General features: G+C 39.2%; 15 protein-coding genes. 6 read left to right on the top strand and 9 right to left on the bottom strand.

Translation table 11 applies throughout. The annotated features are described in order from the left end of the window. Positions 1-7 precede the first annotated feature (7 nt). Together dnaN and dnaA are read right to left on the bottom strand one after the other, a co-directional pair. A complete protein-coding gene (gene dnaN, locus ACH63V_RS13315; RefSeq protein ID WP_263612616.1) occupies positions 8-1,156 on the bottom strand; it encodes a DNA polymerase III subunit beta in 1,149 nt (382 codons plus the stop codon). Positions 1,157-1,253: 97 nt separating this feature from the next. Beyond that, entirely contained in the window at positions 1,254-2,651 is a 1,398-nt protein-coding gene (dnaA, locus tag ACH63V_RS13310; RefSeq protein ID WP_263612617.1) for a chromosomal replication initiator protein DnaA, read from the bottom strand. Between the two features lie 670 nt (positions 2,652-3,321). On the opposite strand from dnaA, the gene rpmH reads away from it, so the two are divergent. The 5 genes from rpmH (at position 3,322) to mnmE (ending at position 7,424) form a co-directional block, all read left to right on the top strand. After that, positions 3,322-3,456 carry a 50S ribosomal protein L34 gene (rpmH, locus tag ACH63V_RS13305; protein ID WP_000831329.1) on the top strand — a complete coding sequence of 45 codons (135 nt, stop codon included), beginning with the start codon at positions 3,322-3,324 and terminating at the stop codon, positions 3,454-3,456. Between the two features lie 30 nt (positions 3,457-3,486). Further along, positions 3,487-3,879, top strand: coding sequence for a ribonuclease P protein component (rnpA, locus tag ACH63V_RS13300; protein WP_311070331.1), 393 nt, complete (start codon positions 3,487-3,489; stop codon positions 3,877-3,879). A 10-nt stretch (positions 3,880-3,889) separates the two neighbouring features. Further along, the gene (yidD, locus tag ACH63V_RS13295) at positions 3,890-4,210 is read left to right on the top strand and encodes a membrane protein insertion efficiency factor YidD (protein ID WP_311087029.1); all 321 of its coding nucleotides are present in this window, start codon (positions 3,890-3,892) and stop codon (positions 4,208-4,210) included. Positions 4,211-4,215: 5 nt separating this feature from the next. Then, complete coding sequence (gene yidC / locus ACH63V_RS13290; protein WP_311087028.1) at positions 4,216-5,976, top strand: membrane protein insertase YidC; 1,761 nt, start codon at positions 4,216-4,218, stop codon at positions 5,974-5,976. Positions 5,977-6,068: 92 nt separating this feature from the next. Continuing rightward, positions 6,069-7,424, top strand: coding sequence for a tRNA uridine-5-carboxymethylaminomethyl(34) synthesis GTPase MnmE (gene mnmE / locus ACH63V_RS13285; protein WP_311070328.1), 1,356 nt, complete (start codon positions 6,069-6,071; stop codon positions 7,422-7,424). A gap of 46 nt (positions 7,425-7,470) precedes the next feature. Here mnmE and ACH63V_RS13280 read toward each other — a convergent pair whose 3' ends face one another. Continuing rightward, positions 7,471-7,734: a metal/formaldehyde-sensitive transcriptional repressor gene (locus tag ACH63V_RS13280; RefSeq protein WP_100291111.1), complete on the bottom strand. Its 264-nt coding sequence runs from the start codon at positions 7,732-7,734 to the stop codon at positions 7,471-7,473. Between the two features lie 242 nt (positions 7,735-7,976). Here ACH63V_RS13280 and ACH63V_RS13275 point away from each other — a divergent pair, with 242 nt between their 5' ends. Next, positions 7,977-8,675 carry a DsbC family protein gene (locus ACH63V_RS13275; RefSeq protein WP_396463768.1) on the top strand — a complete coding sequence of 233 codons (699 nt, stop codon included), beginning with the start codon at positions 7,977-7,979 and terminating at the stop codon, positions 8,673-8,675. Positions 8,676-8,726: 51 nt separating this feature from the next. Here ACH63V_RS13275 and ACH63V_RS13270 read toward each other — a convergent pair whose 3' ends face one another. The 6 genes from ACH63V_RS13270 to ACH63V_RS13245 all read right to left on the bottom strand — a co-directional run bounded on the left by ACH63V_RS13270 (position 8,727) and on the right by ACH63V_RS13245 (position 14,169). Beyond that, positions 8,727-8,978, bottom strand: coding sequence for a GlsB/YeaQ/YmgE family stress response membrane protein (locus ACH63V_RS13270; protein WP_004884259.1), 252 nt, complete (start codon positions 8,976-8,978; stop codon positions 8,727-8,729). Positions 8,979-9,150: 172 nt separating this feature from the next. Then, a complete protein-coding gene (hpt, locus tag ACH63V_RS13265) occupies positions 9,151-9,678 on the bottom strand; it encodes a hypoxanthine phosphoribosyltransferase (protein ID WP_396463767.1) in 528 nt (175 codons plus the stop codon). Between the two features lie 214 nt (positions 9,679-9,892). Beyond that, complete coding sequence (guaD, locus tag ACH63V_RS13260) at positions 9,893-11,218, bottom strand: guanine deaminase (RefSeq protein WP_396463766.1); 1,326 nt, start codon at positions 11,216-11,218, stop codon at positions 9,893-9,895. A gap of 56 nt (positions 11,219-11,274) precedes the next feature. Continuing rightward, the gene (locus tag ACH63V_RS13255) at positions 11,275-12,330 is read right to left on the bottom strand and encodes a Rieske 2Fe-2S domain-containing protein (protein WP_396463765.1); all 1,056 of its coding nucleotides are present in this window, start codon (positions 12,328-12,330) and stop codon (positions 11,275-11,277) included. A gap of 291 nt (positions 12,331-12,621) precedes the next feature. After that, the gene (locus ACH63V_RS13250; RefSeq protein ID WP_396463764.1) at positions 12,622-13,782 is read right to left on the bottom strand and encodes a glutathionylspermidine synthase family protein; all 1,161 of its coding nucleotides are present in this window, start codon (positions 13,780-13,782) and stop codon (positions 12,622-12,624) included. Between the two features lie 21 nt (positions 13,783-13,803). Next, positions 13,804-14,169: a hypothetical protein gene (locus ACH63V_RS13245; protein WP_396463763.1), complete on the bottom strand. Its 366-nt coding sequence runs from the start codon at positions 14,167-14,169 to the stop codon at positions 13,804-13,806. Positions 14,170-14,190: the final 21 nt, after the last annotated feature.

Raw genomic sequence — 14,190 nt, 5'->3', positions numbered from 1 at the left:
AACCAGATTAAACACGCATCGGCATAACAACATAAGTCTGGTCAGGATGAGCTGGATCTTGTACCAATACTGACTGGTTTGCTTCAGTCATGCTCATATTTACGTCATCACCATCTAATACACCCAATACATCAAGTAAATATTGAGCATTAAATGACATTTCTAATGGGGTATTTTGATATTGGATTGCTAAATCCTCAATCGCTTCATCTTGTTCAGGGTTATTTGCACGAAGCTGTAAAGAATCCTGATTAAAGTTTAAGAAAACACCACGTAATTTTTCATTACTTAAAATTGCGACACGTTGTAATGATTGTTTAAATACATCATGACCAATCAAAACATGTTTATCACCACCACGTGGAATTACACGGCGGTAATCAGGGAATTTTCCATCAATCAATTTTGTCGTAAAACGAACAGTAATATCACCTTGTTCTTTATCACGGCTTGGCGTATTGATCGTTACATTTAATAATTCACGGCCAATAAGCAAAGTAAGTTGCTCATCTTCAATACTAAGTAAGCGTTGTAATTCACCCACAGCTTTACGCGGCACAATTGCTTGTACTAATTGAGATGAACTAGAAGAAGCCAAAATTTCACAAAGAGCAAGACGGTGACCATCTGTTGTGACTGCACGCAATTGATTTTCATCAATTTCTAACAACGTACCAGTTAAATAAAAACGTACATCTTGTACGGCCATCGCAAAAGCAGTTTTTTCAAATAAACGCTTTAATTCACGTTGGGTCACCTGTACTTGCGTACCTTGGCTATTCTCAGTATTTAACAACGGATAATCTTCTGCTGGTAAAGTACCTAGCACAAAACGGCTATTACCAGACTTTAAAATACATCTTTGATCTTCTGTAATTTGTAAGTCAATCAATGCGGCGGTAGGCAAAGATTTACAAATGTCCATCAATTTACGAGCAGGAACAGTCGTTTCACCTGCTTCGAGGCACGCCCCTTCTGATAAAGCAGTGCTCGCCACCAGTTCAACTTCTAAATCCGAACCAGTAATGGTGAGTGCTTGACCATTAGCCTGAATTTTGACGTTTGAAAGAATATTCAAGGTATGACGACGTTCTACCGCACCGACAACATGTGATAAAACATTGAGTAAACTTTCTTTAGCGATTTTCAAACGCACGATTCATTCCTCTAGCAACTTGGAGCAAACATTTCATTTTTTAGCTGTGTACTATGCTGCACTTATGGAGACTTTGCAACAACGTCTTATGATTTCATTAACTCTGAAGAAGACGTAGTAAATTCTTATAATCTTCGTCAAAGATAGGATCTTCTTCCCTTAAACTGACTACTTTTTCACAAGCATGCATCACGGTACTATGGTCTCGGCCACCAAAAGCCATTCCAATTTCCGGAAAACTATCACCAGTCAACTCACGAGCAAGCCCCATCGCCAATTGGCGTGGTCGCGCATAGATTCGTGTTCGTTTTGGACCTACGAGTTCTTTGAGCGGGATGCGGAAATATTCACTCACCACACGTTGGATATTTTCCACACTAATTGTACGCGCACGGATCGCCAATACATCTTTTAAAGACTCTCGCACAACATCAAGATCGATGGGCGCACCTTTAAAACGTGAAATTGCGACAACTTTATTCAATGCGCCTTCAAGTTCACGTACATTCGCTACTACTTGTTGTGCAATAAATAATGCGCAGTTTCTTGGCAAATCAACGCCACTATTTTCAGCTTTTTTAAGCAGAATCTCGATTCGTGTTTCAATATCTGGTGGTTCAACGCCTACAGATAGTCCCCAAGAAAAACGAGAAACCAATCGAGGATCAAGTTCTGTTAATTCTTTAGGATAGCGATCAGAAGTTAAAATAATTTGTTTAGATTCATCAAGTAAGGCGTTAAATGTATAAAAGAATTCAACTAAGCTAGCTTCTTTACCAGCCAAAAGGTGAATATCATCAACTAATAACAAATCTAAAGAACGACAATTTTTCTTAAACTCTTCAACCTTTCCTTTTTGTAAGGAACTCACAAAATCTTGTACAAAACTTTCTGAGGTCATATACATGACTCTCGCATTCGGCTTAGCTTGAAGTAAAGCATTACCAACTGCTTGCATTAAGTGAGTTTTACCAAGACCCGTTGGGCCATATAAAAACAAGGGGTTATGCTGAGAAGCACCTAATTGTGTTAATACTTTTCTACAAGTTTCCGCTGCCATTTGGTTAGAACGGCCTTCAACAAATAGTGAAAAAGTAAATTGTGGATTTAATAGTTTCTTTTTTGATGTTTTCGGGCTAACTGCAGTGTTGGCAACAGGTTCAGGTTCTCTTTTAACCTTAGTTGGTTGCGATACAGGCGTACTTTGTAAGGCAGCTGTAGTTGTTGCCGGTTGTTCATTAGAAGACAAAATACTACCAGGACGAGAATCGACCAAGATTTCTACCTGACGTACACGTCCTTCTGACAACTGTTCTGCCAATATAGAAATTAACTCTAAATGATTCTCTTGAATATAACGTGTCCAATAAGGGTTAGGAGCATATAGACGTAGTATGCCCTCCACTTCTTCAGCTACTAAAGGGCGAATCCACATCGCAAAGACGTTATCAGAGAGCTCTTGTCGCAAGCGAGTTAAGCAGTCTGTCCAAAGCATGTGTATCCCCTATGTCTGCGTTTTAAATTCAAATCAGTTAAAGATTAACCCTTCCTGATAAGAAGGGGTCGCCATTCTACCCAAGTTATCCACATCTGTCATGACGAATTCGGTTGATTTTGCCTAAAAAGAAATCTCTTGTGAATAAATTTAAATTCAAAACCAATTGTGAATAACTTTTTGCACATCCTGTGGATAAATTATCACATAAACTTATCCACAATCCATAAAGATAATAAAAACAGAGTTATTAACAGTTCAAATATATGTTTTTTAAATTTAAAACCGTGAAATCCACAGAAAAAGTCCACACTAATAAGAATAAATTTAAATTTTAAAATTTGAATTTATTTAATAGGGCTACTTCAAATTGTGGATAACTAAAAAATATGAATTTAAATTCAAATATACCAAAACAAAACTAATTTCACATCTAGGTTTGTTGATAAGTATGTAAATAAGAAGTGTATATCTTAAAAGTCATAATAAAAATAAACAATTACTTTGTGTATAACTTTTAAATGGTAAAAATTGACTTAATATAAAGAGAGGATGAATAAGTAAAAATTTGACTTAAATACAAAACTTTCTCTGTTTATCATTGACAGAGTAAACATTGCACAATAAAATCGCGAACCTTTATAGAAAGATCATTTTTGGGAGTTTCGATATGAAACGTACTTTCCAACCATCTGAATTAAAGCGTAAACGCGTTCATGGTTTCCGTGCTCGTATGGCAACTAAAGCTGGTCGTCAAGTATTAGCTCGTCGTCGTGCAAAAGGTCGTCATAGCTTAACTGTTTAATTACTGTTACGCTGACCAGACTTGGGTGTGATGGCACTTTACAGTTTTAGCACAGATCGTCGTGTGCGCTGTGCTGCAGATTATAAAAGTGTATTTGATGGTGCGCTTTTTAAAGTGCATCAACCCCATTTTTTATTTCTTGCAAAATTAACCGAACAGCCTAATAGCCGTTTGGGTATTGTCGTTGCTAAGAAAAAAGTGCGCCGTGCGCATGAAAGAAATCGAATAAAGCGTCTTGCTCGTGAGAGCTTTCGTCTAAATCAGCCGAAATTTGGGTTAGACATAGATGTTGTTGTAATGCCTAAAGTTGGTATTGAAACGATTACGAACGCTGAGCTATATCAACAATTAGATTTTGCTTGGCAAAAATTACAACGCTTGGCAAAAAAACATTCTAAAGTTGTCCCAACCTCGCAAAATTAAGAGATGACCAATGGTTCGTATTTTGCGTTGGTTCATTCGACTGTATCAAATTGCGATTAGTCCGCTTCTTGGACCCCGTTGTCGTTATATCCCAACTTGTTCCCAATATGCGATAGAAGCATTACAAACTCATGGTGCAATGAAAGGCGTTTGGCTATCTTCTAAACGTATTTGTCGATGTCATCCATGGGGAGGCTCCGGATATGATCCGGTACCGCCAAAAGCAATTCGTTTTATTTCGTTTCATCAAATAGATTCTCAAACGCATCATGTTGCTGTACCCTTTCGTGATCGTTTAATGAAGCAAAATCTCTCTAACCATTTGGGGTAATAGATATGCAACAATGGGCCAGGTTTGCAATTCTCGGGGCCATGTTTGTCACCGCATATTTGCTCATTTTGGCTTGGCAAAAAGATTATGGAAATGCTGCAACTGCACCGCAACAACAAGCGGCGGCTGTAAGTTCACATGAAATATCTGCTGATTTGCCAAATGCTAAAACTGCAACAGTGGCTTCCGATGTGCCACAAGCAAATATTACGCAGTCACAAACCACAGATGCGACAGCACCTGTGAATCAACAGCTTATTTCAGTACAAACTGACCTTTATCATCTTTGGATTAATCCAAAAGGTGGTGATATTGTTCGTATTGAATTACTCTCTCACGACAAAAGTAAAGACAGTAATCAACCATTTGTTATGCTTGAAAATGATGCCAAGCGTACATATGTTGCTCAGTCTGGCTTAATTGGTTTGAATGGACCAGATAGCAGTCGTGGTGGTCGTCCGTTATATGCGGTTGAAAAAACATCATATACTTTGGCTGATGCTAAGGGTGTCCAAGATCAAAAGGGTCAGTCTGAAAAAGTTTTAAACGTGCCAATGGTATTTAAGACACCAGAAGGCGTTGAAATTATTAAAACTTTCACCTTTACCCAAGGTCAATACCCGATTGTTGTAAGTCATCAAGTCATTAACCGTAGCCAACAAAATTGGCAAGGTCAGATGTTTGGACAGTTAAAGCGTGATAACTCTGAGGATCCTGGTAAGTCTTCTCAAGGTATTTTCACTCTAGGAACTTTCTTAGGTGGTGCTTGGGGAACGCCTGATTCACATTATAACAAGCTTAAGTTTGCTAACTTCTCAGAAGAAAAAGTAAATGCTGATGCTAAAGGTGGATGGGTTGCAATGGTTCAGCACTACTTTGTAAGTGCTTGGATTCCTGGAAACCTTAAACTGACTCAAGCGAATGGTCAGCCTTATGTTGCTAAGCTTGAATCTCGTCAGTCTGCGGATCATATGAATATTATTGGCTTTACTTCGCCAGTAATTAATGTTCCAGCTGGCACTTCAATGGAAGTAGATGCGAAGCTTTATTCAGGTCCAAAAGTACAATCTGAATTAAAAGATTTGGCTGTAGGTTTGAACCAGACGGTTGACTATGGTTGGTTATGGCCAATTGCCAAGTTATTGTTCTTAGGTCTTCAATTCTTCCATAGCATTGTAGGCAACTGGGGATGGTCAATCATCTTGCTTACCATTATGGTGAAGATGATTTTGTGGCCTTTATCTTCAAAAAGTTATCGTTCTATGGCGAAAATGCGTGTGATTGCACCAGAAATGCAACGCATGAAAGAAGAGTTCGGTGAAGACCGTATGCGCTTCTCGCAAGAAATGATGGCGCTTTATAAACGTGAACAAGTTAATCCACTATCAGGTTGTTTGCCGCTATTGCTACAAATGCCGATTTTCCTTGCCTTGTACTGGGTGCTCATGGAAAGTGTGGAATTACGTCACGCACCATGGTTAGGCTGGATTCAAGACTTGTCTGCAATGGATCCATGGTTCATCTTGCCGTTAATTATGGGTGCGACAATGTTTGCTCAGCAAATGTTGAACCCGCAACCGGCTGATCCAATGCAAGCGAAAGTATTCCGTATTATGCCGATTATGTTCACGGTATTTATGCTGTTCTTCCCTGCAGGTCTCGTGTTGTACTGGATTGTGAACAACAGTATTACTATTTTACAGCAATGGTTTATTAACAAGAGTGTTGAAAAAAGTCGTCTAAACAAGACTGAATCAGCGTCTTAATCGTTGAACTTTTGCTGAATCAATCCGCTTAAGATGGTAATCTTAGGCGGATTTTTCTTTGGCTGTATTTTAGGTTTTTTTAGGTGAATAATATGCAAAGTCAAACCACAATTGCTGCAATTGCAACGCCGCCAGGGCGTGGTGGAGTGGGCGTGATTCGCTTATCTGGACCTAAGGCCTATGAAATTGCTCAAAAGCTGACGCAAAAAAACTTGCCTGAAGCACGTATGGCTGGTTTTCGTAAGTTTTATGATGCTGATGGAAGCATCATGGATGAAGGGATTGTCTTGTGCTTTCCAAATCCGCATTCGTTTACTGGTGAAGATGTTGTCGAGCTACAGGGGCACGGCGGTCCAGTCATTCAAAATGCTCTCCTTGGCCGTTTATTTGAGCTAGGTGCAATTGCTGCAAAAGCTGGTGAGTTCTCCATGCGAGCTTTTGAAAATGGCAAAATGGACTTGGTACAAGCAGAAGCGATTGCTGACTTGATTGATGCAACCTCTCAAGCTGCGGCACGCTCTGCTGTTCGCTCTTTACAGGGCGCATTTTCAACAAAAATTAATACGGTTTTAGAAAAACTGATCCATTTACGATTACATGTCGAAGCTGCAATTGATTTTCCTGAAGAGGAAATCGATTTCTTAGCAGATGGTAAGATTTTAGCTTTACTGGAAGATGTCCAGCAGTCGGTACATGCGGTTCAAACTTCTGCACGACAAGGGCAACTCTTACGTGAAGGTTTGCAAGTTGTTATTGCGGGTAAACCGAATGCGGGTAAATCGAGCTTATTAAATGCGCTTGCTGGTGTAGAACGCGCTATTGTGACGGACATTGCTGGCACAACTCGCGATGTTTTGCATGAAAAAATTAGCTTAAATGGTCTGCCAATTACCTTAACAGACACCGCTGGCCTTCGTGAAACAGGTGATATTGTTGAAAAAGAAGGGATTCGTAGAGCAATTAAAGAAATTGAACAAGCTGATTTATTATTGTTGGTTTATGATTTAAATCAAGGTGATGACCCCTTAAAACTCGCTCAAGAATATTTCGCTGAACATATTGAACCACGTCGTTTAATGTTAATTGGTAATAAATGCGACTTAACTGGACAGGTAGCTGAAATTACTGATTTTCAAGGGTTCCGTCATATTACAGTTTCTGCAAAACAAGAGATGGGCGTACAAGGCCTCGTAGATGCGATTACAGCTCATGCAGGCTTTCATCCTGAGGAAGATACGTTTATTGCAAGAACACGCCATTTAGACGCAATGAAGCGCACACAGCTCTATCTTTCAGAAGCACGTGAGCAACTTGTTGTATTTAACGCTGGTGAGCTTGTTGCCGAATCATTACGCCTTGCTCAAAATGCTTTAGGTGAGATTACAGGTGACTTTAGTGCTGACGACCTATTAGGCAAAATCTTTGGTTCTTTCTGTATTGGAAAATAATAAAAAAAACTGGATGATGTAGAGGCTATGTCATCCAGTAATTTCCTTAGCCGTATCTCTTTAAAACTTTTAAAAATTCATCTAACTCATTTTGATCGACTTCAGCACCTTGAAGTACATGGTGGTGTAAGTGTTGTTCCATCAATTCACTCATTAAACCGTTTATTGCACCTTTGATCGCTGCAACTTGCTGCAAAATATCAATGCATGATGATTCTGGTTGTTCTATCGCATTTTCAATGCTGTTGATTTGCCCTTTTAGTCGTTTTACACGATTAAGAATTTTTTTATCCTGACCAATGTGACTCATCTGTTTTCTCTTAATAATTCAATATACTGGTAGGGAGTATATTTGGTTTGAATGTTATACACGCCCATAGTGTATCACGTCATCATCAAAATCAGGTTGAAGGACTTTCTAAAAGCGACTTATGTTCCACGTGAAACATAAGCATAATGATGTGGGAGTTTGGTTATAACTCGGTAATCAGTTCTGTTTTCATGAGCTGAACTGATTAAAATGATCTCCTCTCCTACCAATGAGTTGGTTTTATGCTTAAAAAAATAGGAATATTGGCATTATTTAGCTTAACTACAAGTTTGAGTTTCGCTAATGTAGATACTGTTCGGGAAAATATTAAAAAACAATATCCTAATTTGAAAATTAGCAATATTCAGAAAACCGAAATGTCAGGGCTATATAGCGCCAATCTCGATCAACAAATTATTTATCTTGGTGAAGATGGTCAGCATATGTTGGTAGGCTCTATGATTCGCTTAAAGGACCAGAAGAATTTAACCAAAGACTTGGTTTTAGGACAAAACTCAATTGATTGGAAACAATTGCCTTTAAAAGATGCTATTAAAACAGTCAAAGGTAACGGTCAGCATGTTTTAGCGGTATTTTCTGACCCAAATTGTCCTTACTGTAAAAAGCTTGAACCTGAACTCGATAAACTTAAAGACGTAACAATTTACACGTTTATCTATCCTTTAAAACCTCAATCTATTGTCGTTTCCAGACAAGTTTGGTGCGCACCGAACCAATCATATTCTTGGAAAAAGCTAATTGAACAAGGTGTAAAACCAACAGTTGCAAGTTGTGCAAACCCAATTGATCGTAACTTAGAGTTGGGTAAAAAATTAGGTTTTAATGCTACTCCTACCCTAGTTTTTGCAAACGGTTTTAAATTGGTAGGTGCAAGATCTGCTGAAGAAATTCAGGAAGTTTGGAAAGAACTGGGTCTATAAATTAAAAAAAAAAAGCACCTTAAGGTGCTTTTTTTATGAACAAATTAAAGTTTAGCTTTTTCGGACAATCAAGTTGTAAATGAAAAGAATAATGACTGCACCAATCACGGAAGCGATAAAGCCTGCAGCTGAGTTTTCGCCGTAAAGCCCAAGCAAACGACCACCATAAGTGGCTAGAAGTGAACCTGCAATACCAATCAAAGTCGTAACGATGAAACCTGCTTTATCATCACCTGGATGCAAAGCACGAGCAATTAAGCCAGCGAAGAAACCAACCACAATAGCAACAATAAGTGACCACATATTTGTTCTCCAGTTGTTTTTTTGATGAAGTTAATGATTTTGCTTCATATTCTATCGTGCGACAGAGCTGTCTATTTTGTCTGTAGCAGATTGCGACTTTTTGTGTCTTTTTTGTTCAAAGCTAAAACGTTATATAAAAAAATAGCACCTTAAGGTGCTATTTTTATGAAATTTATAGGCCAATTTCACCAATAAAAGGCAGATGACGATATTTTTGATCGTAATCTAAGCCATAACCCACAATAAACCTATCTTCAACTTCGAAGCCTAAAAATTTAACCTCGAGATCAATTTCACGGCGAGATGGTTTGCTCACTAATGTGCATAATTGAATTGAATTTGGTTCGCGAGTTTGCAACATTTCCACAACTTTGCTTAAGGTGTTGCCTGAGTCGATAATGTCTTCAACCACAAGCACATCTTTACCGCGAATTTCACCGTCAAGATCTTTTAAGATTTTAACGTCTCGACTTGAAGTGGTACCACCGCCGTAGCTAGACACTGTCATGAAGTCGAGTTCGTGTGGTTTGGTAATGGTACGGCATAAGTCTGCCATGAAAATAACAGAACCACGAAGTAGACCAATCAGAACCAATTCTTTGTCACTATTTGCATAGTGAGAATTGATTTTCTCGCCGAGCTCTTTGACTTTTGCTTGAATTTCTTCGGTTGAAATCATGATGCTCATTGCAACAGTCATGGCAGATTCCTACAAGATATAAAAGAAAAAATAAAAAAGGTGTTGACCTGCAACACCTCGAAAAACTGAGTTAATGGTAAAATTTTAAAGCAAAATGACGTTTCATGCACCCTTTGATGGCTTTGAAATTTTATCATTTTGCGGATTATGTCGATCACGCTTTAACACAACAGCACATATTCCAAATAATAACAAAAACTTAACAATACCTTTTCTATTTGGCTGTTTCTTTTTGATAAGCACGTTTTCCATAAATATAAGTCGCCTCAATATTACGATCATCACCTAAGGTGAATAATGCAAACAGTGAATCTTCAACGGATTTAGATTTAGACTGGCGAAGTTGCTGGAGTGCGGTTGGTTTTAGGTTGAGTACCACAAAGTCTGCTTCTTTACCGACGTTGAAGTTGCCTAACTGATCTTGCAAATCGAGTGCTTTTGCTCCGCCTAGGGTTGCATGATAAAGCGCTTCATAAGCTGAGAGTTTATCGCCTTGTAATTGCTGAACCTTATAAGCCTCATTAACGGTTTGGAGTAAGCTGAATGATGTACCTGCGCCTATGTCTGTACCTAAGCCTACCTTCACTTGTTTTTCCCATGTTTTTTTCAATGGGAATAAACCACTACCTAAGAACAAGTTTGAAGTCGGACAAAATGCGATAGCCGATTGCATATCATGCAGACATTGCCATTCTTGATCTTCCAAGTGAACGCAATGTGCAAAAACAGAACGCTTACCAGTCAAGCCATAATGTTGATAAACATCTAAGTAGCCTGCTTGTTCCGGAAATAAAGATTTCACCCAAGCGATTTCATCTTTGTTTTCACTTAAATGCGTATGGACATAAACATCCGGAAACTCTTGTTTTAACTGCCCTGCTCTTTCTAATTGTTCAGGTGTAGAAGTAGGTGCAAAACGTGGCGTAATTGCATAGAGAGCACGGCCCTTACCATGCCATTTTTCAATGAGTGCTTTAGTGTCGCTGTAAGCTGTTTCTGGTGTGTCACAAAGCGCTTCAGGAGCATTACGGTCCATGAGTACCTTCCCTGCAATCAAACGCATCTGAACGCGTTCTGCGGCTTCAAATAAGGCATCAACAGACTCGGGATGAACTGTACAGAAAACGAGGGCTGTAGTTGTACCGTGTTTTAAGAGTTCCTGAACAAAGAACTGGGCAATTTCACTTGCGTATGCTTTGTCCTGAAATTGGATTTCGGTTGGGAAAGTATAAGTATTGAGCCAACTTAGAAGTTGTTCGCCGTAAGCTCCTACCATTTCGGTTTGTGGAAAGTGGATATGGGTATCAATAAAGCCAGGTACAATCAATTGTTCTGGGTAATGTTGAACCTCGATCCCAGTAGGAAGATGCTGTTGAGCTTCTTCCCATGCACCAAACCATTTGATTTTTCCATGTTCACTAATCAATACACCATCTTCTAAATAACGCACTTGATTTGGAATATCAGTTGGCTCAGAGACAGTTTGTTGAATATCTAAAAAACGACCACGCACAACGGTGGTATTTGCGATCAATGACATGGAAAGCCTTTATATTTTCACTTTTTTCGATTGATTGTAACCCAGTTAGCTAATATTTAAACGGTATAACGTTTACTTAGTCCCCATTCTGCCAAAATCCGTCGATAAGTCGTTGACGAACGGTCTGCTTCAAAATGTGCTTCCATCATTAAATCAAGTGGCAGGTCTTCCGGCTTTTGTGATTCGACCATATCTTGGTCTTCAGCAAAAATTTGTGCATTAAATGCATATACCTTTTCTAAATCGCCAGTTTGGTCAAAGTTACGGGTGAGTGGAACAAATAAACGGGTTTTATTACTTGAAACAGGACAACAGGCATTTAAGATTTTTAAGACCCCACCTTCTGGAAAATCGACCGTAAGTACAGCTGAAAAAGGTGGATAGACCTCAAAGGTGCGCTTCCACAAAAAGCCTTCTGGTTCGAGATGTTTTAATTCATGCGGATAGTTACTGACATTGCTGATATAGTCTGTTTTTAAGCCGTAGGCGGTCCGTTCAGTGTGGTACTTAGGGACAACGGGATTATCGCGACTGGCAAAGGCATTGTGATGCACCCATGCAAAATGAGCGACATCGATAAATCCTTCGAGTTGACGTCCGCTAGAACCGCCAATATCCACAAAAGGCGGTAAAATTGATTGATGCTCTGCATGGTCCCAAGTATCTAATACAGGAATATTGGCTTGAGTAACATCACGACCATGAATACTGGTCCAAATCAGACCATATCGTTCAACAACAGGAAATTTGGTCAGAGAAAAACGATCAGAAATTTTAGTCAGTTCGGGCTGAGCTGGTATTTGGGTACATTTCCCTTCGCTGTTATAGCGTAGACCATGATAAGGACAGACAATCTCCTCACCATCCACCCAACCTTTGGTTAATGGCACCCCACGATGTGGGCAAATATCTCGAACCAGATGAATTTCCCCACTTTCTGTTTTATACAGGGCCATGTTGACGTCTAGTAGCGTGACGCGTTGAGGCGCTGTAGAGACATCTTGAATACGCGCAACCGGATACCAGTGACTTGATAAAATTTCCCAATCTTTTGCTTCAAAACTGCTGTTACACGGCATGGCAAGTGGCGTTAAAGTTGGAATAGCATTCATGGCATCACTCCTTAAAAAAATCAGGGCTCTCGCGAGCCCTTAAAATCTAGGCTTTTTTCTTTTTAGGAGATGCAAAGAGCTTGCCAATATTAATTTTTAATAAATGAATTAATAAAATATTATTAAAATACATAAACTTATATTATTGTGTTTTTGAATTTTTGTTCTAATTTAACTTTAAAAATGAAAGCTCATTATGCGCTGTTTACTTAAAATGCACTAAATGATCGCAAGTAATACTCAATAAAAAAGCACTTTAAAAGTGCTTTTTTAAATATCTCTAGGCGTTTATTACTCGACAAAATAATGCGCTGTAAAGTGAGCATCATTACCAATAATGTCGTAGCAATCTTCACGAATAGATATGCCTGCACATTGATGTCCAACCATCCATAAACCGAGTGTAGGCAGTTGCCCTGAAAATAATGGGGTATCTACCCATTTCTGTACGACATAACCGTATTTGTCATAGTCATCAAAATAAAAGCTACCAGAAGCCGCGCCTTGGTCATGGCCGTCTTGTAAAACTCGAATATTGGCCCCTTCCCTTGCCAAAATCGGCTTTTTCACCCATTTACCAGACAAAGCTTGTTGCGGGTCATAGGTATGGGTTTCAACCAATAATGGATGGTTTGGATAACGCTTCCAAAGCTCAACCAAAATCGCCTTATTTGAAAGTAACATTTTCCAGCAAGGTTCAATCCACTGTGTTTGTGGATGGATATATTGAGAAAATGCTTCTTCCCAAATCCATTCCCATGGGTAGAGCTTAAATATGTTTTGAATGGGGTGATTATGAAGATCGACAAAATCTTGCCCGTTCCAGCCTATGTTTTCCATAGAAAGCTCGGAAACCTGTAGATGAGCTTGATAAGCGGTATCCATCAAGTACTCTAAATTGCCCCAGTCTTCCCTTCCAGCCTCCTGACAGGCAGCAAAATGCACATGGCTACCACGCGGTAAAATTGTCTTCCAGCGTTTAATCAGGTCTTCATGAATACTATTGAATTGATCTCGGTTTGCAATGCCCGAGACTTGTTCTATCCACAGCCACTGTGCGACAGAGGCTTCGAGTAAGCCGGTCGGTGTGTCTGCGTTATATTCCAGCATTTTGATATTTCGCCCATCGTAAGCGAAATCAAAGCGACCATAGAGCATGGGAGCATTTTGTTTCCATGAATGTTCAATATGGTTTATAGCGACTTCAGGAATTTGAAAATAAGCAGGATAGTTGCCCCGTTGAATGAGGTCTCCTACTACCGATAAACACATCTGATGTAGCTCATTTGCTGCATCTTCAAGTTGTTCAATCTGCTTAAGCGTAAATTCATAAGCAACCCCTTCAGACCAGTAAATTGAGCCATCGAGAGAAGGTAAATTAAAATAATCAAAACCAATATTTTGATGCTCCACTTGCCAGTCTGGACGTGGAGTAAATATTTTTCTTTTCATATTCAGTGAATGCCTGAGAATTTAGCCGCCGAAAGAGAAGCCGCTACGACCAAAACCCCCACGAATTGGGGATGAAGAAGATGCGCTTTTTGCCGTATTTGAAATAATGGGGTGACCTACACTCAAATTGCTGTAGGGATGCAAGGTATTTCCGTGAAAAGAAACTTCCCGATTATTTTGATAATACGCAGGACCTAAATAGCGGCTACCGACATAACTAGAACCATGTCCACTTGAGCTATTTTCTTGTTTACATGTTTCGTTATTCCAGTCGCGAGCACAGTCATATTGGTTGTTATATACATCTTGTACTAAAGGACCATCATTATGGCTACATGCCGTGAGTAATAAAGGGACCACGACAAGATTAATTTTTTTAGAACGCATGAGACTCCACACATTTTAATA

Origin of the sequence: Acinetobacter sp. ABJ-A23_2 (assembly GCF_044538765.1) — a bacterium.
GTDB lineage: Bacteria > Pseudomonadota > Gammaproteobacteria > Pseudomonadales > Moraxellaceae > Acinetobacter > Acinetobacter nosocomialis_A.
The sequence above is the reverse complement of the archived record's forward strand: the minus strand, read 5'-3'. Positions and strand labels throughout refer to the sequence as shown.

What these genes read in the sequence shown, in the direction of transcription:
- rnpA (WP_311070331.1), top strand. Translation starts at nt 3,487, where the DNA reads ATGGCACTTTACAGTTTTAGCACAGATCGTCGTGTGCGCTGTGCTGCA.
- yidD (WP_311087029.1), top strand. Translation starts at nt 3,890, where the DNA reads ATGGTTCGTATTTTGCGTTGGTTCATTCGACTGTATCAAATTGCGATT.
- rpmH (WP_000831329.1), top strand. Translation starts at nt 3,322, where the DNA reads ATGAAACGTACTTTCCAACCATCTGAATTAAAGCGTAAACGCGTTCAT.
- ACH63V_RS13250 (WP_396463764.1), bottom strand. Translation starts at nt 13,782, where the DNA reads ATGAAAAGAAAAATATTTACTCCACGTCCAGACTGGCAAGTGGAGCAT.
- guaD (WP_396463766.1), bottom strand. Translation starts at nt 11,218, where the DNA reads ATGTCATTGATCGCAAATACCACCGTTGTGCGTGGTCGTTTTTTAGAT.
- ACH63V_RS13245 (WP_396463763.1), bottom strand. Translation starts at nt 14,169, where the DNA reads ATGCGTTCTAAAAAAATTAATCTTGTCGTGGTCCCTTTATTACTCACG.
- yidC (WP_311087028.1), top strand. Translation starts at nt 4,216, where the DNA reads ATGCAACAATGGGCCAGGTTTGCAATTCTCGGGGCCATGTTTGTCACC.
- hpt (WP_396463767.1), bottom strand. Translation starts at nt 9,678, where the DNA reads ATGACTGTTGCAATGAGCATCATGATTTCAACCGAAGAAATTCAAGCA.
- dnaA (WP_263612617.1), bottom strand. Translation starts at nt 2,651, where the DNA reads ATGCTTTGGACAGACTGCTTAACTCGCTTGCGACAAGAGCTCTCTGAT.
- ACH63V_RS13275 (WP_396463768.1), top strand. Translation starts at nt 7,977, where the DNA reads ATGCTTAAAAAAATAGGAATATTGGCATTATTTAGCTTAACTACAAGT.
- mnmE (WP_311070328.1), top strand. Translation starts at nt 6,069, where the DNA reads ATGCAAAGTCAAACCACAATTGCTGCAATTGCAACGCCGCCAGGGCGT.
- ACH63V_RS13280 (WP_100291111.1), bottom strand. Translation starts at nt 7,734, where the DNA reads ATGAGTCACATTGGTCAGGATAAAAAAATTCTTAATCGTGTAAAACGA.
- ACH63V_RS13255 (WP_396463765.1), bottom strand. Translation starts at nt 12,330, where the DNA reads ATGAATGCTATTCCAACTTTAACGCCACTTGCCATGCCGTGTAACAGC.
- ACH63V_RS13270 (WP_004884259.1), bottom strand. Translation starts at nt 8,978, where the DNA reads ATGTGGTCACTTATTGTTGCTATTGTGGTTGGTTTCTTCGCTGGCTTA.